Origin of the sequence: Paenibacillus psychroresistens (assembly GCF_009728935.1) — a bacterium.
GTDB classification, from domain to species: domain Bacteria; phylum Bacillota; class Bacilli; order Paenibacillales; family NBRC-103111; genus Paenibacillus_AC; species Paenibacillus_AC psychroresistens.
In genome coordinates, this window is record NZ_CP034235.1 from 1,418,613 (window position 1) to 1,439,253 (window position 20,641).

General features: G+C 42.0%; 19 protein-coding genes, 1 tRNA gene and 1 pseudogene. 16 read left to right on the top strand and 5 right to left on the bottom strand.

From position 1 onward, the window contains the following. The first annotated feature begins 357 nt into the window (after positions 1–357). Positions 358–1,006 (top strand): annotated as a pseudogene (locus tag EHS13_RS06415) (isocitrate lyase/PEP mutase family protein). Between the two features lie 55 nt (positions 1,007–1,061). On the opposite strand, the gene EHS13_RS06420 reads toward EHS13_RS06415, so the two are convergent. Beyond that, positions 1,062–2,363, bottom strand: a complete 1,302-nt coding sequence (locus EHS13_RS06420) for a hypothetical protein (protein WP_155699547.1) — start codon at positions 2,361–2,363, stop codon at positions 1,062–1,064. Positions 2,364–2,578: 215 nt separating this feature from the next. Further along, positions 2,579–4,507 carry an NTTRR-F1 domain gene (locus tag EHS13_RS36655; protein WP_227013817.1) on the bottom strand — a complete coding sequence of 643 codons (1,929 nt, stop codon included), beginning with the start codon at positions 4,505–4,507 and terminating at the stop codon, positions 2,579–2,581. Positions 4,508–4,676: 169 nt separating this feature from the next. Between EHS13_RS36655 and EHS13_RS06445 the strand changes: the two genes are divergently transcribed. Continuing rightward, positions 4,677–5,399: a glycerophosphodiester phosphodiesterase gene (locus tag EHS13_RS06445; protein ID WP_155699548.1), complete on the top strand. Its 723-nt coding sequence runs from the start codon at positions 4,677–4,679 to the stop codon at positions 5,397–5,399. 114 nt (positions 5,400–5,513) lie between these two features. Beyond that, positions 5,514–5,693 (top strand): hypothetical protein, encoded by a 180-nt coding sequence (locus tag EHS13_RS06450; protein WP_155699549.1) that lies wholly within the window; start codon positions 5,514–5,516, stop codon positions 5,691–5,693. Positions 5,694–6,146: 453 nt separating this feature from the next. Here the strand turns inward: EHS13_RS06450 and EHS13_RS06455 are convergent, their stop codons facing one another. Then, positions 6,147–6,464: a hypothetical protein gene (locus EHS13_RS06455; protein WP_155699550.1), complete on the bottom strand. Its 318-nt coding sequence runs from the start codon at positions 6,462–6,464 to the stop codon at positions 6,147–6,149. 64 nt (positions 6,465–6,528) lie between these two features. Here EHS13_RS06455 and EHS13_RS06460 point away from each other — a divergent pair, with 64 nt between their 5' ends. From EHS13_RS06460 to EHS13_RS06505, 10 genes are all read left to right on the top strand, one after another. Beyond that, on the top strand, positions 6,529–6,759 hold the full coding sequence (locus EHS13_RS06460; protein ID WP_155699551.1) for a helix-turn-helix domain-containing protein: 231 nt from the start codon (positions 6,529–6,531) through the stop codon (positions 6,757–6,759). Between the two features lie 56 nt (positions 6,760–6,815). Next, positions 6,816–6,892, top strand: a tRNA-Arg gene (locus EHS13_RS06465). Between the two features lie 164 nt (positions 6,893–7,056). Next, the gene (locus EHS13_RS06470; protein ID WP_155699552.1) at positions 7,057–7,485 is read left to right on the top strand and encodes a MarR family winged helix-turn-helix transcriptional regulator; all 429 of its coding nucleotides are present in this window, start codon (positions 7,057–7,059) and stop codon (positions 7,483–7,485) included. 45 nt (positions 7,486–7,530) lie between these two features. Further along, positions 7,531–9,009, top strand: a complete 1,479-nt coding sequence (locus EHS13_RS06475) for an MDR family MFS transporter (RefSeq protein WP_155699553.1) — start codon at positions 7,531–7,533, stop codon at positions 9,007–9,009. Positions 9,010–9,047: 38 nt separating this feature from the next. Beyond that, positions 9,048–10,022, top strand: a complete 975-nt coding sequence (locus EHS13_RS06480) for an aldose epimerase family protein (protein ID WP_155699554.1) — start codon at positions 9,048–9,050, stop codon at positions 10,020–10,022. 74 nt (positions 10,023–10,096) lie between these two features. Further along, positions 10,097–10,840 carry an IclR family transcriptional regulator gene (locus EHS13_RS06485; protein ID WP_155699555.1) on the top strand — a complete coding sequence of 248 codons (744 nt, stop codon included), beginning with the start codon at positions 10,097–10,099 and terminating at the stop codon, positions 10,838–10,840. A gap of 210 nt (positions 10,841–11,050) precedes the next feature. Next, positions 11,051–11,824 (top strand): SDR family NAD(P)-dependent oxidoreductase, encoded by a 774-nt coding sequence (locus EHS13_RS06490; RefSeq protein WP_155699556.1) that lies wholly within the window; start codon positions 11,051–11,053, stop codon positions 11,822–11,824. A 34-nt stretch (positions 11,825–11,858) separates the two neighbouring features. Next, positions 11,859–12,764 carry a fumarylacetoacetate hydrolase family protein gene (locus tag EHS13_RS06495; RefSeq protein ID WP_155699557.1) on the top strand — a complete coding sequence of 302 codons (906 nt, stop codon included), beginning with the start codon at positions 11,859–11,861 and terminating at the stop codon, positions 12,762–12,764. Between the two features lie 93 nt (positions 12,765–12,857). Then, the gene (locus EHS13_RS06500; protein WP_155699558.1) at positions 12,858–13,826 is read left to right on the top strand and encodes a mannonate dehydratase; all 969 of its coding nucleotides are present in this window, start codon (positions 12,858–12,860) and stop codon (positions 13,824–13,826) included. Between the two features lie 24 nt (positions 13,827–13,850). Next, the gene (locus EHS13_RS06505) at positions 13,851–14,615 is read left to right on the top strand and encodes an SDR family NAD(P)-dependent oxidoreductase (RefSeq protein WP_155699559.1); all 765 of its coding nucleotides are present in this window, start codon (positions 13,851–13,853) and stop codon (positions 14,613–14,615) included. On the opposite strand, the gene EHS13_RS06510 is transcribed toward EHS13_RS06505, so the two are convergent. Continuing rightward, complete coding sequence (locus EHS13_RS06510) at positions 14,616–15,392, bottom strand: IclR family transcriptional regulator (protein WP_162462984.1); 777 nt, start codon at positions 15,390–15,392, stop codon at positions 14,616–14,618. A gap of 546 nt (positions 15,393–15,938) precedes the next feature. Here EHS13_RS06510 and EHS13_RS06515 point away from each other — a divergent pair. The 3 genes from EHS13_RS06515 to EHS13_RS06525 are packed head-to-tail and all read left to right on the top strand — an operon-like array spanning position 15,939 to position 19,065. Beyond that, positions 15,939–17,000, top strand: coding sequence for a FecCD family ABC transporter permease (locus tag EHS13_RS06515; protein WP_155699561.1), 1,062 nt, complete (start codon positions 15,939–15,941; stop codon positions 16,998–17,000). Then, positions 16,997–18,010 (top strand): FecCD family ABC transporter permease, encoded by a 1,014-nt coding sequence (locus EHS13_RS06520; protein WP_155699562.1) that lies wholly within the window; start codon positions 16,997–16,999, stop codon positions 18,008–18,010. The genes EHS13_RS06515 and EHS13_RS06520 overlap by 4 nt, the downstream gene beginning before the upstream one ends. A gap of 53 nt (positions 18,011–18,063) precedes the next feature. Further along, entirely contained in the window at positions 18,064–19,065 is a 1,002-nt protein-coding gene (locus EHS13_RS06525) for an ABC transporter substrate-binding protein (protein ID WP_155699563.1), read from the top strand. A gap of 145 nt (positions 19,066–19,210) precedes the next feature. Here EHS13_RS06525 and melA read toward each other — a convergent pair whose 3' ends face one another. Next, positions 19,211–20,623, bottom strand: a complete 1,413-nt coding sequence (melA, locus tag EHS13_RS06530; protein ID WP_155699564.1) for an alpha-galactosidase — start codon at positions 20,621–20,623, stop codon at positions 19,211–19,213. Positions 20,624–20,641 lie beyond the last annotated feature (18 nt).

The following is a 20,641-nucleotide window of genomic DNA, read 5'->3' on the forward strand; positions in this document are numbered from 1 at the left end:
TTTGCTTTAGCTAAGCAGTAGTATGCATATCTTCAGAAGTTAACAGTCTGATCTTTTATTTAAATGAAAAAGGCTAAGGAATTATTTAATTTGCTGGGGGGGGGCCAAGAAAGTTTTTAAGATCATTAAAAACCTCAGCTTGGTGTACGTAAAGTCCAGTTTCAATGAGTTCGATCTATATTTGAGAAGTATTTCAAAATGGAATTTGTGCCATAATTATAGTTAAAAGGTTATAATAAGCTTGTTTATAGAGGAGGACGTAAATTGGAAATCAACGAACATTATGAAAAAGCTGTTTCTTTTAAAGAGCTGCATCATCATTCGCTGCCGCTTTTATTACCCAACGCATGGGATGCTATGAGCGCTATCGTTTTTGAACAATGCGGCTTCAAGGCAATTGGTACAACAAGCGCAGGAATTGCCGCATCCTTGGGTTATGCAGATGCTGGAAGAACTGAAGGAGCTTATCAGAAAGCTAATATCCTTTGGAGTTTCGGGAGTTAATATCGAGGACGGCAAAGGGGATAAGAAGCTGCAGTTAGAGGATATGGACTATCAAGCTAGAAAAATCCAACTGATTAAAGAAACTGCTTTGACTTGCGGTGTTTCCTTGTTTGTAAATGCACGGACAGATGTTTATTGGAATGTGTTTAATGAAAGCTATATTCAAGCGGAGGAGGCTATAAAGCGAGCTTCGGCTTATCGCGAAGCAGGGGCTGATGGTATATTTGTACCTGGGGTTCATGAGAATAATGTGATAGATCATCTAATTAAGCATATTGAGTTGCCAGTAAACCTGCTAGCTGGTAAAGATACTCCTGATGTAAAAGAGCTTACTAAGCTAGGTGTGGCGAGAATAAGCAGTGGATCCGGTCCCTTTCGAGCCTCATTGTCCTTAATCAGACAAGTGGGGGAGGAGTTTCTACATCAGGGAACTTACAAAAGCTTCTCTAAAAATATCATCTCTTATGATGAAATGAATCGCTTATTTTTGGAGGAGGTATGAATCAACAGGGGTATTCTGGACAAACGCCCCCCGTCCTAAAAGACGGTGTAACCGTTTATCCTTGTTTGCGTTTTTGTGTTTTTGCAAGGAGTTCTTCCATAACGGTATCTTTTTTTGCATGATTTTCTCTAATTTCTGATTCTATTTTCTCAGCGCCACCTTTAAATCCTTTTCCGCCTTCTTCTCCTTCTTGATAACCAAGTATTTCGAGCGCCGAGGATTTGACTGTCTTTTGATCATGCTTTTTACCTACAAATTCAGCGCTGATTCCTTCGACACCTGCTTTTTGTGCTTCTAATTCCTTTGCTGTTTGCAGCATTTGTTCAGATCCGGGTTTATAATGCCCACTGTTATCAGAGAACATTTCAACCTGTCCTTTCCTTACCTGAAGCTCGCCGGCTCCCGCGACTGCTTTACCAGCAGAGAAGCTGGAATGATGGAATCGTTCTTGCTCCGTTTTACCTGCATCCTTTGCATTCTTCGCTCGCGTTTTATTCTCCTTTGTTGCATCAGCTGAAGAAATTCCGCCTTCTCCATCCATTGTAAAGATATGTCGATCTGCCTTCGAACCGATAGCTGCTGCTTTTTCAGCTCCTATTGAATCGACTGCTTTGCCTTCAGCATCAACCATTTTACCATCAACGAATTTACGGGAATAAGCTTGCTTTTTTTCTGCTGTATCTGCATAAAGAGTTGTCGAGGGTAACTCGGCATTTGCAGTCCCGGCACCTTGTAAATTTTTATCAAAATCCAACATGCCATCTTCCATAGCTTTTTTGTTATATTTTGAAGGAGCCTCTGGTTCTTCCTCGGCTTTTGGCTTTATGGAGGATGCAATGTCTGCAATATTAGCTTTATAGGGGCTATCATTATTATCATTTTCTAATTCTGATGAGTCTGCAGTTGATTTAATAGAAGGAAGCAAGTCAGCAATATTAGCTTTATATGGATTATCGTCTTTGTCATTCTCTGCTGCTGGTTCTTTAGCAAGAGTTGCTTCTGGAGATGCAGAAATTGGACCATAAGCTCCTAAATCAGGCGCTAGTTCTTTAGCAAGAGTTGCTTCTGGAGATGCAGAAATTGGACCATAGGCTCCTAAATCAGGCGCTGGTTCTTCTTCCGTTTTCTTTGTTTTGGCTGCGAGGTCTTCCAGTTCATCTTTTTTAGTCATTTGAATGGATTTTGTCTGCTGCCGATTCTCATTCAAAATTAATCTTTGTACGGCCGAGTTTCCAATTAATTTCTGCAGCTGCAGAATAGAATGTTCAGAATGATTAGAAGCTGTTGATCCTTTGGATTCTTTTCGTTGAGAGGATGCTTCTTTTTCGCTGATCTTGGAATGCTTAAACTGCTTCATAGTTTTGCCCCGCTTTATCGTTCGATTTAACATCATCAACAATTATCTTCTATTATAATACATACTCTGTTTTTTTTGCTATAAGAAGCTTTAAAATTCAAGGTTGCTTAATGTATGCAAAGAAAAGAAAGCAACTATAAGTATAAAGTTACTGTCCGCGCTCCGATAATGACTAGGTCGGTATTATTGAGTTCGTTGATCAAGTAATCTAGTTCTTAAGGATTGACCGCTATTTCGAATGGGGTAGCTCCTACCAGAATGGTGTCTATGACTGTATTAGTTAGCCCATCAATAACGGAGACACTGTTATCTGTAGAATTCACCACATAAATCCCATTCATTAAAAGATTTACACTAACGCTTCTTGGAGTAGCTCCTACTGTAACAGTGGCAATTACGGTATTGGTACTTCCATTAATAACCGAGACATTGTCATTTAAACTGTTTGCCACATAAATTCGATTAGATATAGGATTCACCCCAATGCCAATTGGAGAAGTTCCTACCGTAACGGTAGCAATGACTATATTGGATAGCCCACTAATAACCGAGACATTATCGTCTGCTTGGTTCACTACATAAATCTCGTTCAATAAAGAATTCACCCCTACACTTAACGGGTTACTTCCTACCGGAATAGTAGCTATGACGCTATTGGTGTCCCCATCAATAACCGAGACATTATCAGTATCAAAGTTAGCTACATAAATTCGGTTTGATGTAGGATTCACCGCTACACTGTATGGGTTAGTTCCGACGGTAACAGTGGCAACGAAGAGATTTGTGGTTCCGTCAATGACTGAGACATTATTGCTGTCGCTGTTTGTCACGTAAATAAGATTTGTTGAAGAATTCACAGCTAAAACACGTGGAGACAACCCAACGGTAACAGTGGCAACGACGAGATTTGTAGACCCGTTTATAACTGAGACATCGTCACTGCTAAAGTTTGATACGTAAATTCGGTTCGATGTAGGGTTTACAGCGACTCCATAAGGCTGTGTTCCTACTAAAACTGTAGTTAGTACGCTATTGGTATCCCCGTTAATAACTGAGACATTGTCTTCGTCAAAGTTTGTTACATAAATAAGATTTACGGAAACGGGAATCGTTGGTCCTGCGGGACCCGTCGCACCCGTCGCACCCGTTGCACCTGTAGCTCCAGTGGCTCCAGCATCGCCAGTCGCACCTGTTGCTCCGGTAGCTCCAGCATCGCCAGTCGCACCTGTTGCTCCGGTAGCTCCAGCATCGCCAGTCGCACCTGTTGCTCCGGTAGCTCCAGCATCGCCAGTCGCACCTGTTGCTCCAGTAGCTCCAGCATCGCCAGTCGCACCTGTTGATCCAGTAGCTCCAGTAGCTCCAGCATCGCCAGTCGCACCTGTTGCTCCGGTAGCTCCAGCATCGCCAGTCGCACCTGTTGCTCCGGTAGCTCCAGCATCGCCAGTCGCACCTGTTGCTCCGGTAGCTCCAGCATCGCCAGTTGCACCCGTAGCTCCAGCATCGCCAGTCGCACCCGTAGCTCCAGTAGCTCCTGTAACTCCTGTAACTCCTGTAACTCCTGTAACTCCTGTAACTCCTGTTGCTCCAGTCACACCGGCAGCGCCAGTATTGCCAGTTGGTCCTGTCACTCCAGCAGCCCCAGTAGCCCCAGTAGCCCCAGTAGCCCCAGTTCCCCCAGATGCTAATAGAGCTACATCATCAACTAAAATATCTGCCGTGTCTGCTTGTGGTAGAGTATTGATTAATATTAAAGCTTGAGTGGCAGTTGGAGGAGCAGGCGTCGTAGTTTGATAGAACTCAAGCCATGTACGAGTATCTACAGTTGGAATCCGATCAGCTGGAATAGTGGTGAAAATTCCTGCACCAAGTGAATTAAATAGATTGTCCATATAAATGACTTGTACTTGAACAGAAGGAGCTGGTGCAAGCCCCACTTTAGCTAGTGAAACAAGAAATTCAAAGCTATCTCCTGAGGTTACTGGAACGATTTGATTTATCCAAGAGGTGTTTGTACCTCCAAGTAGTCTTGCAGAGAACGTACCTGAATGTGAAAATAGGCTGGTAATAGTTGCATTTACTGAAGCCCAAGGTACTAGTGTCCCTGTTTCAAATCTTCCATTAATGATTAAATTTTGAATAGACATTTACTCTGTTCTTCCCTTTCTAGTAAATTGACTTTATACTAAAGTCTCTCTATTCTATGTATCTAGCTAATTAATTGACCTAGACAATTCCCTAATAAGAGATGTATATTTTTGGGAATTATATGGATCGTGGTATAATTGTTTGTGAATATCGTTAGGAGGGAAAAATATGTTAAACATTGGTCACCGCGGAGCAGCGGGTGAAGCACCGGAGAATACACTTGCCTCATTTCTGTTGGCTATTAAACAAGGTGCTACGGCGATTGAGCTTGATGTTCATGTTTCTGCAGACGGAGAAATCGTAGTTTGCCATGATGCAACCATAGATAGAACCACAGACAGCAGAGGGGCTATCGCTGATTTGACGGTCGAGCAATTAAAACAAGCAGATGCAGGCCGGTGGTTTAATAAAGCATTCACTAACGAAAGGATTCCTCTTCTAGGTGAGGTTTTCGATGCGATGCCTGTGGATTTTCCAATTAATGTTGAAATAAAATCCAATAAGCATCCCCAAGTGGTGCAAAAGCTGATCGCTCTTATGCAAAATAAAGCAAGAACAAATTCGGTTATTGTTTCATCATTCGGTTATGAAGTTCTATATGCACTAAAGCGAGCTGAACCGGAGATTCGGATTGGATTGTTGTATGATAAGCCGATTGATTACCGAGCTCTTGCTGAATGGAATAAGGTTAAACTGTATTCCTTGCATCCCCATTACAAGCTAGTCAATCATGACTATGCAAAAGATGTGATTGCTCAGGGATACATGCTTTATCCATGGACGATTGATAACGAGGTTCGAATGAAGGAATTGATCGAAAATCAAGTGTCAGGCATAATAACCAACTTTCCAGGTAGGCTGAATCAATTGTTGGTTGCCTCTGATCAATGATAGATTTGTTGGTGTAGGAGGGAGATTAGTTAGAATTGAAAACCTCTGGTTGGAATATGTTAAGATAGATGAGTAAAGCAGTGCGAGGTTTTCTAAATGAGAGGAAGTTTATAGATGAAATATATTATTAAACTTATTGGCGGTTATCATGGTGGGGTATACGGAGTTAGAGGGTTGTATGATATAGTCCCGATTGAGAAAGCAATTGAATTCGACGATTTAAAAATCGCCACGAATAGATTGGCTTATCTAGAAGAAAAAGGTTATAAGAATGCAGCTTTAATTACAAAATAAATAAAATACAAGGAGTGAAACAGATGAAATCGTTTAAGCGTCAAGAAAAACGCTTGATTATTCTCTGCTTTACGATAGCTGTAATTATGTTATTCTCCATGTTAAGACACTTATTCTAACTAACAGCCGAGCAAGTTGTATTACAACCGTAATAAAATTGTCACTTCATTTTAAGGTTAAATTAATTAAAGAGGGTTATGCTAGTAATATACCAAATGAGTTCAACTACCCTTTCAGATATAGGCCGTGACCTCCCTAGATACACCCCCTTTCATTTCTCATTGCGCGGGTAAACGCAAATGAGTGGGTGTAGACCCCTTTGTCAGTGATCGGAGCTGCGATTAAGGTTACGGATCCCGAACGCCTGCCATGAGCGTGAAAATCCATAGGCATTACTAAACAAACATCGCTATTGGCGGTGCTTTTTGTTGTCTAGGCCCAAATTGCAATAAGCTATTCTCGCAATGAATTTAATGCTTTTAGAGCAAGCTGCTGAACATCCTTGGATGAGTGGACAACGGATGGTCGAGATAAAGCCTCCAATGCTTTATCCGCCACTTCGAGCTTCAAGAGTAGATCGTCCATGCATGCTTCGAATTGATCTTCATAGAGCTTGGATTGTTCTTTTACAAATGATTCTTGTCCTTTACTAGGTTTATGTGCTTTAATTTGTTTGTAATCATCGATCATTTCTTTTATTTCCGTTAGCCGACTTATGAGTACTTCCCCTATTGGACAAGCCATTGCTTCACTTGAATTATATTCGGACATTATCCTCATCCTCTCTTGATTAGAACTAATTATACATCAATATAACGCAGGAAGGACTCGTTAAATGGAGTTTGCAGAAAAACTGAAAGAGCTTCGCCAGCTCAAAGGGATGACTTTACGTAAGCTAAGCGAAAAAGCCTGTGTAAGCTATTCCATCATGAATGCTATTGAAAATGGTAAGTTTCAGCCTACTAAAGAGGTTGTTGTATCAATTGCATATGCCTTAAAGCATGATGACGTTAAGGCTTTACTACTCTTATCTGGTAATAAAGCTGATGATATGGAGAATAACTGATTGCATGAGTTAATAAGAAATGGTACTATAGTTTATACCTCAGGAATGAGCGACATGGGCCCTTAGTTCAGCTGGATAGAATGTTTGACTTCGAATCAAAAGGTCGGGAGTTCGAATCTCTCAGGGCCCGCCATAATTTATATTCAGGACATCGCTAATGGCGGTGTTTTTTGTTGTCGATAATTAGGATAGTTTTAATGGTATTGACAAGGTTTTTGAAGCCGTATATTATTTGAAGTGTATAATATTTTCATACGTTAAATATTAGATATTATAAATAAAAAGGAGCTGCTTTATATGGGGACCGAAAAAGAACTATTCGCTGAAAGATTCCGGTCTGCCTTGCAAAATTTGAAAAAAAAGATGACACATGACTTTGCGAACCAATTCAATCATGGGTTAACGACACCTCAATTTTATATTTTATTTATGATTCGAGAGAATGGCACCTGCAAGGTAACAGCTTTGGCTGAACAGATGGGTGTCAAACCAAGTGCGATCTCGGTCATGATCGACAAGATGGTTAATCAAGGCTATGTTATTCGTTTAGCGGATACTAGTGATCGTCGTGTTGTTTTACTGCAGATAACGGAAGCGGGTCTGCTAGTTGTTAAAGAGTTTGAGCAGCAAAGCAACGAGATGATAGGAAAGTACTTCGACAAGCTTAGTGTAGATGAGATTGAGAGTATGATTAAAACGTTTGAGAAGATGAATGGCACTATTTAAATAAAGCATATTTATATTACTGGTTATCATCAAGGAGGAAATTAGATGAGTACAAAAGCAGCAGCACCCGAACAATCCGTGTCATTAAGATCGTTAATTGGCCCACTTATGGCAGTTATCATCGGAATGATCATGGTTATTCTAGACAGCACAGTCGTAAATGTCGCTATTCCTGGTCTGCAAGCAGATTTCAACAGTCCATTGACTACCATACAATGGACGATAACAGGTTACACGCTAGCTTTATCGGCTGTTATTCCGCTAGCTGGATGGATGAGCGATCGGTTTGGAGCAAAGCGAATTTTTCTGATTAGTATTGTTTTGTTTACGCTTGGTTCAGTGCTTTGTGCGCTAGCTCAAACAGCGGAACAGCTAATCATTTATCGCATTCTTCAAGGCATTGGCGGCGGTATGGTTAGTCCAATTGGGATGGCTATGGTTTTCCGATTGGCTCCTGCAGATAAAATGGGCTCCGTTATGGGCATGTTAGGTATTCCTATGCTGTTGGCACCTGCATTGGGCCCGGTATTATCGGGCTGGCTGGTGGAATATGTAACCTGGCAGTGGATTTTCTTAATCAATTTACCGATCGGTATTGCCGCTGTTATCGTAGGCATTCGGCTTTTGCCACAGGATATAATTAATAAGAAAGTGCCATCTTTGGATATATGGGGGATGTTATTAGCTCCTATAGCCTTCGCTACCTTGGCATATGGAGTGACACAAGGCGGGGAAAGCTGGACGTCTAGACCTACAATAATTAGCTTAAGTATTGGAGCAGTTGCACTCATTCTGTTTATCATTGTAGAGCTGCGGCACAAACAACCTTTGCTTGAGCTTCGAGCTTTTGGCTCATCCGATTTCACCAGAGGCGTCCTGATTTCATGGATTACTTTGATCGCTTTATTCGGTGCAATATTGTTGGTACCGATTTATCTGCAACAAATCATGGGGTATGGAGCTTTAAAAACAGGCTTAATTCTCCTGCCGCAAGCTCTTGCATCCGCAGTTATGATGCCTATTGGCGGTAAGCTGTTCGATAAATTTGGCGCGCGCCCGGTTTCAATAATTGGAATGATTATTATTACCGCTGCATTATATATGCTCTCACGTATTTCCCTAGATACAAGTATTGGCATGATCATCACATCGATTATTATGATGGGTGCGGGTATGGGATTATCGATGATGGCGATTAATACACATGTGCTGCAATCCGTTCCGAAGAAGCTCGTTACTCGCGTGACACCACTAACAACTGCTGCTCAACAGGTTGTACTTTCTTTTGCAGTTGCAGGGCTGACTGGTTATTTAACCTCACGAATTGTACATCATTCACTGTCCATAACCAATCTATCCGAAGCTTCTACGGCTGGTTATGGCGATACTTTCTTAGTGGCAACAGCTATTGCTATCCTTGGAGGACTGCTCAGCTTTACCTTGCGAAAACCGAAGAAACAGCCGGAGGACGATGCGGACGGTGGCGATCAAAATCCTAATCCGGTTATGATGATGGGGCATTAAGTGTAGGATGAGCTTGTAAAAGGGGGATTTGGATTCAGATGAATACTAAAATAGTACCGCAAATTTTGGAGACAACCTACAAAGGAGTAGCCGCAATTTCGCTTGAAACGGAGCTCATGAAAGTTATAGTAGTGCCCGAAATCGGGGCCAAGATAGTTTCACTCTTCTATAAACCCACTCAGAAAGAATGGCTTTTAGATTCAGGTCAGCGCCCATTTCTTCCATTGGGAGTAGATGCATTATTTGAAAAAAGCGATATGAGTGGGTGGGATGAATGCTTCCCGACGATTGATGCCTGCAAGTATCCGCTTCAAGGAAAGCATTATGGCAATCTTTTACCAGACCATGGTGAGGTTTGGTCGTTACCGTGGCATGCAGCCATTGAGCCTGAGAGTCTGAATCTTAAGGTAAAAGGAAGCTGTCTGCCGTATGTTTTTCAACGAAAAATGTCCTTTATTGCTGACGGCGTAATGCGATTAGAGTACGAGGTTACGAATTTATCTGATGAGGATTTAGCTATGATGTGGACGGCACACCCGCAATTCATTGCTACGTCAGATATGGCAATACACTTGCCTGAAGCAATTAAACAAATGATCTGTGTACATGGCGGCAATAGCTTAGTGGCTAATGAGACCGTCTATAATTGGCCAATTGCATCCGTATCTGGTCAAGATAAACATTTGGATACAATGGATTTTGGCGTGGAGCAGGATAGCCGGAAATTATATTATGCAGGTGAGGTTCCTGAAGGCTGGTCGGGGTTGAGCTGCAGTAAATCAGCGGATTATTTGCTATTCCAGGTTTCTCAAGAGCAGGTCCCTTATCTAGGTATCTGGGTGGATGAGAAGCATTATAATGACCGAATTACCTGTGCTTTGGAGCCAAGCTCTGGTTATTATGACAGTCTGGCAGCGGCAGTAGCGAACGGTAAATCCGCGCTGGTTCTTGCGGGGAAGACGTTGACTTGGCAATTAGACGTTAGCTTGGGAAATGGGGATTTTCCTATTTAGCCTAAATAAGGTTGCATAAAAGGACCAATTGAAATAAACTAGGTTTATTATAATAAACCATTTCAGGGGGTCTTATGGAAAACAAATATTGGGTTCCAGCATTAGAAAAGGCCAATATCATTCTTCATGCGATTGCAGAAAAACCCTACAGCTTACGGCTTATAGATTTATCCAAGCAGCTTAATATTAATAAAAGCTCGATGTATTCGTTATTGAATACACTGGAGCAGTTGAATTGGATTCGACGTGATAAAGCAGATACGTTTAGCTTAGGGCCTTCATTGGGTTCGCTTGCTGGAGGCTATTATAAAAGCAATGATCTCATTTCTAGCTTTCATTATGAAGCCGCTTTGACTAAGGTCATCTTCAATGAAACCATCCAGCTGGCAGAGCTGGTGGGTAATGAAGTGTTTTATTTAGCTAAGGAAGAAGTGCCTAGTCCTGTGAGATTGGCATCAGAGCCAGGTATGCGATTTCCTGCGCATTCAACTGCTCTGGGCAAGGTTCTGCTCTCGGATCTTGCAATCGACCAGTTAATTGAATTACTCCCAGATGAGCATTTTGTACAAGCTACACCTCATACTATCCAAACGCGCCAAGCGCTTATTGCGGAGCTTTTAACTGTAGTCGAGTTGGGTTATGCAACAGATTTAGAGGAAGCCGTGCTAGGGTTCTGTTGTGCAGCTATAGCTATTGTTAAGCAAGGTAAAGTGGTCGCGGCAGTTAGCTGTTCAATGCCTAAGCATCATTGGGAGCTGAAAAAAGATCAAGTGATCATAGAAATGAAGAAGCTCGCAGGAAGACTTTCATTGAGCTAATGATACAGAATAAACTGCATTATATTGCAATAAATTAGGGCCATTCAAAAAGTAGATTTTTCTATTTGATGATATGGCTTTTTTTATTTGAAGTGGGCAAGAGAGCTGGGATTAAGCAGTTGAAAAAAACGCACTCAAATGTTATTATATATTATATAAAACATGGTTTATTATAATAAACCAATATTAATAAACACAGGAGGAATAAAGATGAGATTAGCTGATAAAATTATCATCATTACAGGCTCTGGCTCTGGTATTGGCAGAAGCTCTGCATTGCTTTTTGCTAAAGAAGGAGCGACTGTTGTCGTTAATGATTTGCATGTAGAGAATGGCACGGAAACCGTAACCCAAATAGAAGCAGCCGGAGGCACGGCGATTTTTATTAAAGCAGACGTGACGGAGCCTGAAGAGGTAAAAGCTTTGGTCGATCAGGTTATTGCTCAATATGGACGAATTGATGTGCTTTTCAATAATGCTGGAATTAGTAATGTCGGTGCATTGCATGAAGTTGAGCCTGAGGCATGGGATCGCGTGATGCGCGTTAATACTCGTGGAGTTTTCTTACCGAGCAAATATGTGCTGCCTCATATGATGGAACGCAAAGCAGGGTCGATTATTAACATGTCCTCATGTGTGGCTGAAATCGGCCTGGCTAGACGTGCTGTTTATGCAGCATCCAAAGGTGCGATTCTAGCATTGACTAAAGCTATGCAGGTCGATTATGCTTCATATAATATTCGCGTTAATGCTCTTCTGCCTGGCACAATTCTTACCCCTTTTGTCGAAAATTATTTGAAAACCTCTTACGATGATCCAATCGCAGCTATGGAATCTCTGAAAAAGCGTCAGCTGAGCGGAGACATGGGTACACCTGAGGATGTAGCGTTCGCTGCATTATTCCTAGCATCAGATGAATCAAGATTTGTGATGGGCTCACCTTTTTATATCGATGGCGGAGCTACTTTTGGCAAAAATGCTTAATCAAACCTATTAATTTTCAGGAGGCAATTCAATAATGAAATTAGTAACTTTTATTCAGAATGATCAGTTCCGTTTAGGCGTTAAGTTAGACCAAGGGATTTTCGATGTTGCAGCGGCATTATCGGCTATACCATCTGGTGCAAGTATTCCTGTGTCCGTTCATGAAGTAATAGATGGCGGAACAGCAGCTGTTGAAGCACTTGATCAATATGTGAAGCTTGCCCTTGCTTCATCCGTAGATAAAGGCAGCTTTTTATTGGAAGAATCAACATTAACGATTGGACCTTGTGTGACTCATCCTAACAAAATAATCTGCGTAGGACTAAATTATCGCCAGCATGCTATTGAAACTAACGCTGCGATTCCAGAATACCCAATTTTGTTCAATAAATTTAACAATACATTAACAGGCCATAACCATGAAGTGCCGCTTCCGAAGGTTTCACAAAAAGTCGATTATGAAGCTGAATTGGTTATCGTTATCGGAAAAACAGCTAAGTACATTGAAAAAGCAGATGCACTTTCCCATGTTTTTGGGTACTGCAATGTAAATGATTTATCAGCTCGTGATTTACAGCTTCGTACACAGCAATGGCTGTTGGGTAAATCATGTGATAAATTCTCACCACTTGGTCCTTACTTGGTTACAGCGGATGAGGTTGGCGATCCGAATAACCTGCAGATCAAATGTATCGTTAATGGTGATGTTCGCCAGAACTCGAATACAGCAGACATGATTTTCCATTGTGATGAGATTGTTACTTATATTTCACAGCATATGACGCTTGTACCTGGTGATATTATCTTAACAGGCACTCCACAAGGAGTTGTTTTGGGCTATCCGGTTGATAAGCAAGTATGGTTGAAGGATGGCGACATCGTCACGATTGAAATTGAAAAATTAGGTTCTTTAACGAATACTATGGTTGCTGAAGTATAAAATTATTTCAGTATTAGAATGCAGCATTAACACTTTTATCTAAGGGTGTTTGTGCTGCTTTTTTACAATCCACTTCATTTGGAGGTCGCTTAATTGAAAATTGCAGAGGTATTAAACGCTTATCCCGATCGTTTATGGCAGGTTGCTAAGCAGGCAGGTGTCACGCACGTTGTATCGCGAATGCCTTTACATAAAGACGGTACGCCATCCGTAGATTATATGGATCTCTTACATATGAAGAAACGTTATGAGGATTTTGGACTTAAGCTTGAGGTTTTTGAGCCAGGCTTGGAATGGCAAATACATAAAACACGATTAGGCATCGCAGGGCGAGAAGAAGAAATCGCGATGTTTAAAACCTTGATTCGCCATATGGGAACACTAGGGGTCCCAGTTCTTTGTTATAATTTTATGGCTGTATTCAATTGGATTCGCACCTCGGTCTCTGTTCCAGAAAGAGGCGGAGCTTACGTAACAGGCTACGATCATTCCTTAATGAAGGATGCTCCTATTACAGATGCGGGAACGATTAGTGAGGATCAGCTGTGGGAGAATTTGCGTTATTTTATGAAAGAGGTTGTTCCAGTAGCAGAGCAGGCCAAGGTTAAATTAGCGCTGCATCCTTGTGATCCGCCACTTTCTCCTATACGTGGTATTGCGAGAATTATTACAAGTGCAGACGCTATGCAGCAAGCTATTGATCTCGTACCAAGTGAGTATAATGGCGTTACCTTCTGCCAAGGAACTTTTGCAACAGCAGGGGAGAATATACCTCAGACGATCGAGAGATTCGGTAAATCCGGCAAAATATTCTACATACACTTTCGTGACATCCGCGGAACGGCCGAGAGCTTTACAGAAACTTTTCATGATAACGGCCAAACGGATATGTTTGCAGCTATTCAAGCTTATAAAGCTGCTGGATTTGATGGAGCTGTGCGTGTAGATCATGTTCCGACCATGGCAGGCGAGAGCAATCAAGACCCTGGTTATGAATCGATGGGCAGGCTTTATGCGCTGGGTTACTTAAGAGGATTATTAGACGGGGCAGCTGCTAAATAAGCAAGTCTTAAGGAGGATTTAGTCATGAGATTAAGCGGAGACGTCGCTATTATTACGGGAGCATCTCGGTCAATTGGAGCAGCAATTGCTAAGTGTTATGCAGCTGAGGGAGCTAAGGTAGTTGTCAATTATCGAAGTAATCCTGAGCTTGCCGAGGAAGTAGTTGCAGAGATTATTGCAGCGGGTGGTGAAGCTTTTGCTTATAAGGCAAATGTAGCTGAAGAGCATGAGGTACAAGCTATGATAGACGAGACACTAAGAAGGTATGGCAGAATAGATATTCTAGTCAACAACGCCGGTATCGACCCCCGCAAAAAGTGGAATGAGATTACCGTTGCGGAATGGGACAATGTTATGGCTGTTAATGTTAGATCGCAGTTTATTTGTTCAAAAGCAGTATTTCCTGCAATGGAGCAGCAAGGGCGAGGTAAAATAATCAATGTCTCATCGGTTGTGTTCTGGAGTGGTCAAAAGAACTATGTGCATTATGTAGCTTCCAAAGGAGCCATTGTTGGCTTCACTCGAGGATTAGCTCGCGAGGTTGGTGAACAGAATATCACGGTTAATTGCATTACGCCAGGTGCAGTGATGACGGAAACGGAATTAGAAAAAGTCGGGACGATTGAAGATCAAGCTCAAGCGACTAGTTTTTTGGAGAAAGCGCAATGCTTTCCACGCAGGCAGCTAAGCAAGGATATTGAAGGTGCTTTTGTTTTTCTAGCGTCGCGGGATAGTGATTTTATTACCGGCCAAACCTTGAATGTAGATGGCGGCTGGATGATGCATTAATTATTTATAGTAGGATTGAATGCTGAGATTCTTGGCTGCCTTCTGTACGAGTTCCTTTGTTTGTTGCCATAATGTATCCGTAATACGAGCGCTGAGAATGGATATGCTTAAAGCGGCGATCATCTCGCGGTGGATATTGTAAATAGGTGCGGCAATACAATGAATACCGAGCAGAGTCTCACCTAAACTATAGGCTAATCCTGTTTTGCGGACTTCCTCCAATTGCTCCATCAAGACATCGAGGTCTTGAATTGTGCTCTCGGTCATGACACCCAACTCATTAGTTTTATAAAGCTGACGAATATCTTCGTTATCCATATAGCTCAATAATATTTTGCCAAGGGCGGTTGAATGCAGAGGCAGCTTCATCCCCACATGAGAAACAAACCGCACAGGCTGCGAGCTTTGCTGTTCAGCGATGTAGAGGATCTTATCTCCGCTGCGAATGGCAAGGTAAACCGTTTCATTGATCTCTTCGACTATTGGGCGGGCAACTCGTTGAAAAGCCTCTGTTAGGCTTATATTTTGAACATAACGAGCGCCAATTTCAAACAGCTTTTGGCCTAGTCTGAACATCTTTTCATGACTATCGGTTTCCAAATAACCGCGAGCTAACAGGTTTTGGAGAATTTTATAGGTGCTGCTCGTTGGCAAATCCAGCTTGCGAGCAATATCCATCAAGCTCATATCTTCCTTATGCTCAGCAAACAATTCAAAAATATCCAACACACGATCAGCAGATTTGACAACGGAAGCGGGTTTAGGCTCTTGGGGCATTGCAGTTACCTCCTTAGGGCATGCATAAGCAGCAAATATTGTAAGCATAATCTGAATTAACGGAATCATCTGAAATCATATTCTACGCTAGTTCCTTGAATTAATCTAGATATATAGAAAATAGTTTTCTTGATATAAAATATATCTGGAGCGGATGCGCGAATTAACTGTCGAGTTGGGAATTGTGATGATTTTAGATGAAGTCATTACGGGGTTCAGATTGGGATTAGGCGGGGGAATTGCCATAAGTGCGGCTAGGGGAAAAAGCTGACCTAATGGTCTATGGTACATTTGCGCAGCTCATCAGAGTAGTGATATTGAGACAACATTGGAAGCGGTCAATCGTTCTTTGTTGCGTTTGTAGTGTTTTAAGGCAGTTATCACGATGCAAAAAAATAAAATTGACAAAAATATTGATAATGATTATCATTATTGATTGAATAGAATTTTATGACTATTTACGGAAACAAGTAAACATATTTATGAAATATGAAGGGAGTTAATCCAAACAGGATATAGACCATTAATGTATTTGGGGGCTTTACCTTGCAAAGAGTTAATAATTCAACCATTTTAGAACCTTCTTCCACCCAGAGAACGAAGCCTTCAGCACGGCCTTTAGTATTTCTACTTATTATATGCCTCGGGTTACCGTTAATTGCTCTATTAACGTTTTCCTCTATAGCACAAGGAAGTATGAACTTGACCATACCACAGGTATGGGATTTAATGTGGTCTACACAAACAACGGACGCGGCAAGCATTATCGTACATACGGTTCGTATTCCAAGGGCGTTATCCGCTCTTCTGGTCGGCAGTTTGCTGGCTGTTTCAGGAGCAATTATGCAAGGTTTAACACGCAATCCGCTAGCGGATCCGACTATTTTCGGGGTTTCCCAAGGCTCAACATTTGCCGTTGCGCTTGCATTAGCCTTTGTGCCTGGTATAACGACAACAGGATTAACGATGTACTCGTTTGCAGGGGCGGCTATTGGCGTTGGAATTGTTTTCCTAATCGGTTCCTTTGCTGCAAATGGTTTGTCTCCGATGAAGCTGGCACTCGCTGGTACAGCAGTAGGTATGCTGCTAAGCTCATTTGCTACTATTGTTTCTTTAAAATTCAAAGTTTCCAAGGACTTAACCTTCTGGTATGCAGGCGGGTTAGTGGGAATGGAAGCAAAGACCGTTTTTTTTATTTTACCGTTTGCTATTGTCGGTTTAATTCTGTCCATTGCCATTTCCAAATCGATTACAACCCTTAGCTTTGGGGAGGATGTCGCAGTCAATCTCGGTTCAAAAATTGCTTTAACCAAAGCGTTAGGAAATCTCGCTGTGCTTATTTTGACAGGTGCGGCGGTTTCTATGGCAGGTTATGTTGGATTTGTCGGTTTAATTATTCCCCATGTCTCCCGTTATTTCGTGGGGAGCGATTATCGGCTGATTATACCATGCAGTGCAATATTAGGTGCAATTTTATTAATACTGGCTGACTTACTGGGCCGCATCGTGAGTGCTCCGTTTGAAACCCCGGTCAGTGTTGTAACGACTTTAATTGGCGTGCCGTTCTTTATTTTCCTGGCCTCTAAAAAGAGAGAGGGCAGTGTATGAACAGTTCAATGAAGAACCCCAAGCTTACTATGCTGGGCTTATTGGTTTTGATAGTCAGCACGATATTGCTGAGCCTAAATTTAGGCTCCATTCACCTAGCACCGCTCGAGGTTGTACAAACCTTGTTTGGAGGGGGAACGGCAAAAAACGAGCTCGTTTTATTTGATTTACGCTTGCCCCGCATTCTGCTTGCCTTGTTTATTGGGGCAGGGCTGGCCATTGCAGGCACGCTTTTACAAGCGGTATCAGAAAATGATTTGGCAGAACCCGGTATTATTGGCATTAATGCAGGCGCGGGCTTTGGCGTAGTTGTCTATTTATTGTTCAGCCATAGTTCCACGCTAGAAACGCTTTCACTTCTTAAAATACTGTCCATTCCTCTGGCAGCTATACTAGGTGGAATGCTTGCAGCAACGATTACGTATTCTTTTGCCTCAAGGAACGGTTTATCGCCCATTCGACTCATTCTAATTGGAATCGCTGTAAATGCCGGCTTTAATGCAATCATTATTTATTGCGAAATGAAATTGGATTCGTATGGTTTGACCTCTATGGTGGTGTGGTTATCAGGTAGTATTTGGGTTAGTAATTGGAGCTACGTTTGGTCGACCTTGCCTTGGCTGCTGGTACTCATTCCAATTGTTCTGTTCCGTGCCAAAACGTTGGATATCATGAAGCTTGGGGACCATACATCCATCGGATTAGGTGTGACCTTACAACGCGAACGAAAGTTGTTTCTGTTAATAGCCGTCATACTGACAGGCGTTTGCGTTTCAATTGGCGGAGGCATTGCTTTCGTTGGTCTAATAGCACCTCACTTGGCAAGAAGATTGGTAGGTGTCAATCACCATAAACTTATTCCAACAGCGTTATTATTAGGGGCATTGCTTGTTTTAGTTGCTGATACCCTTGGTAAAAATTTGATGGACGCAAACGAAATACCGGTTGGACTGCTTATTGCGGTTATTGGAGCCCCATACTTTATTTATTTGCTAATGAAAGCGAAATGACAATCTTAAGAGACGACTATTTTAACCAAAAAAATTAAAGGGAGTTTTTCAGAATGAAAAAGCAATATTCAGCGTTTTTGGTTTTTTTCGCAGTCTTGGTATTATTAACTGGATGCGGATCTAAGTCAGAAGTAAAAGAAACAGCAGCACCAGTAGAAACAAAAGCCATCTCCGAGAATGCTACCCAATACCCGCTTACTATCAAGCATATGAAGGGTGAAACGATTATTAAAGAAAGACCTAAACGCATTGCCGCAGGGGACTTTATCGTTTTGGAGCATATGTTTGCGCTTGGACGCAGCCCTGTCGCATCGGGTCAAATGACTACTGCAAAAGGATTTCCCCTCTATGATGAGTACTTCAAGAAATATCCGGATATTATTACTCTTTCAACTGACTTTGGTGTTCCCCTTGATTATGAAAAATTGTTGGAATCCGCACCAGATCTTATAATTGCGTTTGATTGGGCTAATATTGATTATGAGAAAGCAAGTAAAATTGCACCAACCATTGTCATAGACAGCTCGATCAATGGCGGTTATGTGGATGCCAAAGATGCATTCAGTGTTGGCCTGGAGCAAGTCGCCAATGCGATTGATGAGAAGGATGCCTATACAGCATTCATGAAGAAATTTACCGATAAAGTTGCGGAAACCAAACAAATTGTGAAGGATAAAGGCTTTACCGGTAAAAAGACACTCTTCTTAATGGCTGGTGAGAAAACAAATTCAGTGTATGATATTAATTTTTATTTCGAGAACTTCGGCTTGACCCCAGTTAAGGAATTGCATCAGAATGATAAAATTTCAGCGGGCATTAATTTGGAAACTTTGGTCCAATCCAATCCAGAAGTTTTATTCTTGTCCGAGGATTATACTAATCGTACAGGTGCCGTGGAGAAACTGGAAGCCAATGAAGCCTTCAAACAGATAGATGCAGCCAAGAAGAACCAGGTTTATAACATTGATACTTCGGCATTTGGCCCGACGGCAATTGGCAAAATGTATGGTGTTGAATGGATTGCCAAAGCCTTCAAAGGCGAATTAAGTAAATAAGAGCGATAAAAAGCTTCCAAAAAACACAATTATGTGCGATTGGAAGCTTATTTCTTGATAATCTTAATAATGTTTAATGAGGATAAAGCATTATTGCGATAAGAATGACTTTTTTTGCAAACGGGACGAAACCGTTTATCCTTGTTTATGTCGCCAGCTCGCCAAATCTGGAGAAGATCGCTAATGCGGGATCTATCGGAACCTCAGCCCGTTTCACATCGGGCGGTATCACAATGGTTGGTGTTGGGCGTGGTCTACGGCCAGCAAACTGCGGTAGCCATTCTTGTTCGGCATCGAGCATTTCAGTGACCATTTCACGAATTTCTTTCAGTGATAGTACGGCTGAAGTAAGCGGATCTAAGGCACAGGCTTGCACGATAGTTTCAGGATCTCCTGATTTGGCTGCAAGTACGGTTAGTCGTTGCACATTAATATTAGTTAAATTCAGCGCAGCACATTGAGGTGGGATTTCACCGACTAAAGTGCGATGCAGCCCAGTTCGATCCGCGAAGATCGGACCTTCAGCACAGCATTCCGCAGGCAGGTTGCTAATCATTCCATCATTGCGGACATTGCCGTTGAATTTAAAGGTTTTACCGGTTTCTAAAGCTTCTAATATATAGGCGCAATATTCAACGCTTCGTGGCGGAAGCTCAGTGGGTTCATCTTCAAGCACGTTGTAGCCTTTATATTTATTAGCGACATAGGTACACCATGTATAATAGGCACCAGACTCGCCGCCAAATGAAGGCTCGTCACAATATAAGGCAAGTGCTTCGGAGCTTTTGCGGAACCAAGGTACATATTCAGATAAATGCCCTGTGGATTCCGTCATGAAATAACCGAAGTGCCGGAAAACCTCGCCGCGCACTTTCTCGTTGGCATAGAATTCAGGCTGCTCAAATTTCTCACGGAGAATTGGATATAAATCCTTGCCTTGGCTTTCAATTTTGGTGAACCAGCCCATATGGTTGATGCCAGCGCTGATATAATCAATTTCCGTTTTGGGAATGCCTACATAACCGGAGATGAGATCAAGCGTTGTTTGTACACCATGGCAAAGCCCCACAAATTTAATCTTGGTTTCACCCAATGCCCAACAAATCATCGCCATTGGATTAACATAATTCAAGAGGATCGCATTCGGGCAAAGCTCTTCCATATCTTTGGCAATATCGAGAATGACAGGAATGGAGCGGAGGGCACGGAATATTCCTCCAGGACCCAGCGTATCCCCAATACATTGGTCGACGCCATATTTTAAGGGGATTTTGTAATCCAACTCGAAGGCAGTAACGCCTCCAACCTGAAAAGCGCAAATCACGTAATCAGCACCTGTTAAGGCTTCTCTTCGATCGGTGGTAACCGTTACTTTAGATTTCAACCCATTGGCTTGAATGACTTTATTGGCAAAAGCTTCAACCTGCGGTGTCTTGCTGCGAGTGGGTGCCATCAACACAAATTCGGTTTCCTCTAAAGCCGGTGTTGCCATAATGTCCAACATCAAAGTTTTACAGAATACAACGCTGCCTGCTCCAATAATTGCTATTCTCCGCATGACATTAACCTACCTTTT

Bases quoted from the DNA above. Each gene is read 5' to 3' on its own strand.
- EHS13_RS06420 (WP_155699547.1), bottom strand. From the start codon at position 2,363: ATGAAGCAGTTTAAGCATTCCAAGATCAGCGAAAAAGAAGCATCCTCT.
- EHS13_RS36655 (WP_227013817.1), bottom strand. From the start codon at position 4,507: ATGTCTATTCAAAATTTAATCATTAATGGAAGATTTGAAACAGGGACA.
- EHS13_RS06445 (WP_155699548.1), top strand. From the start codon at position 4,677: ATGTTAAACATTGGTCACCGCGGAGCAGCGGGTGAAGCACCGGAGAAT.
- EHS13_RS06450 (WP_155699549.1), top strand. From the start codon at position 5,514: ATGAAATATATTATTAAACTTATTGGCGGTTATCATGGTGGGGTATAC.
- EHS13_RS06455 (WP_155699550.1), bottom strand. From the start codon at position 6,464: ATGTCCGAATATAATTCAAGTGAAGCAATGGCTTGTCCAATAGGGGAA.
- EHS13_RS06460 (WP_155699551.1), top strand. From the start codon at position 6,529: ATGGAGTTTGCAGAAAAACTGAAAGAGCTTCGCCAGCTCAAAGGGATG.
- EHS13_RS06470 (WP_155699552.1), top strand. From the start codon at position 7,057: ATGGGGACCGAAAAAGAACTATTCGCTGAAAGATTCCGGTCTGCCTTG.
- EHS13_RS06475 (WP_155699553.1), top strand. From the start codon at position 7,531: ATGAGTACAAAAGCAGCAGCACCCGAACAATCCGTGTCATTAAGATCG.
- EHS13_RS06480 (WP_155699554.1), top strand. From the start codon at position 9,048: ATGAATACTAAAATAGTACCGCAAATTTTGGAGACAACCTACAAAGGA.
- EHS13_RS06485 (WP_155699555.1), top strand. From the start codon at position 10,097: ATGGAAAACAAATATTGGGTTCCAGCATTAGAAAAGGCCAATATCATT.
- EHS13_RS06490 (WP_155699556.1), top strand. From the start codon at position 11,051: ATGAGATTAGCTGATAAAATTATCATCATTACAGGCTCTGGCTCTGGT.
- EHS13_RS06495 (WP_155699557.1), top strand. From the start codon at position 11,859: ATGAAATTAGTAACTTTTATTCAGAATGATCAGTTCCGTTTAGGCGTT.
- EHS13_RS06505 (WP_155699559.1), top strand. From the start codon at position 13,851: ATGAGATTAAGCGGAGACGTCGCTATTATTACGGGAGCATCTCGGTCA.
- EHS13_RS06510 (WP_162462984.1), bottom strand. From the start codon at position 15,392: ATGCCCCAAGAGCCTAAACCCGCTTCCGTTGTCAAATCTGCTGATCGT.
- EHS13_RS06520 (WP_155699562.1), top strand. From the start codon at position 16,997: ATGAACAGTTCAATGAAGAACCCCAAGCTTACTATGCTGGGCTTATTG.
- EHS13_RS06525 (WP_155699563.1), top strand. From the start codon at position 18,064: ATGAAAAAGCAATATTCAGCGTTTTTGGTTTTTTTCGCAGTCTTGGTA.
- melA (WP_155699564.1), bottom strand. From the start codon at position 20,623: ATGCGGAGAATAGCAATTATTGGAGCAGGCAGCGTTGTATTCTGTAAA.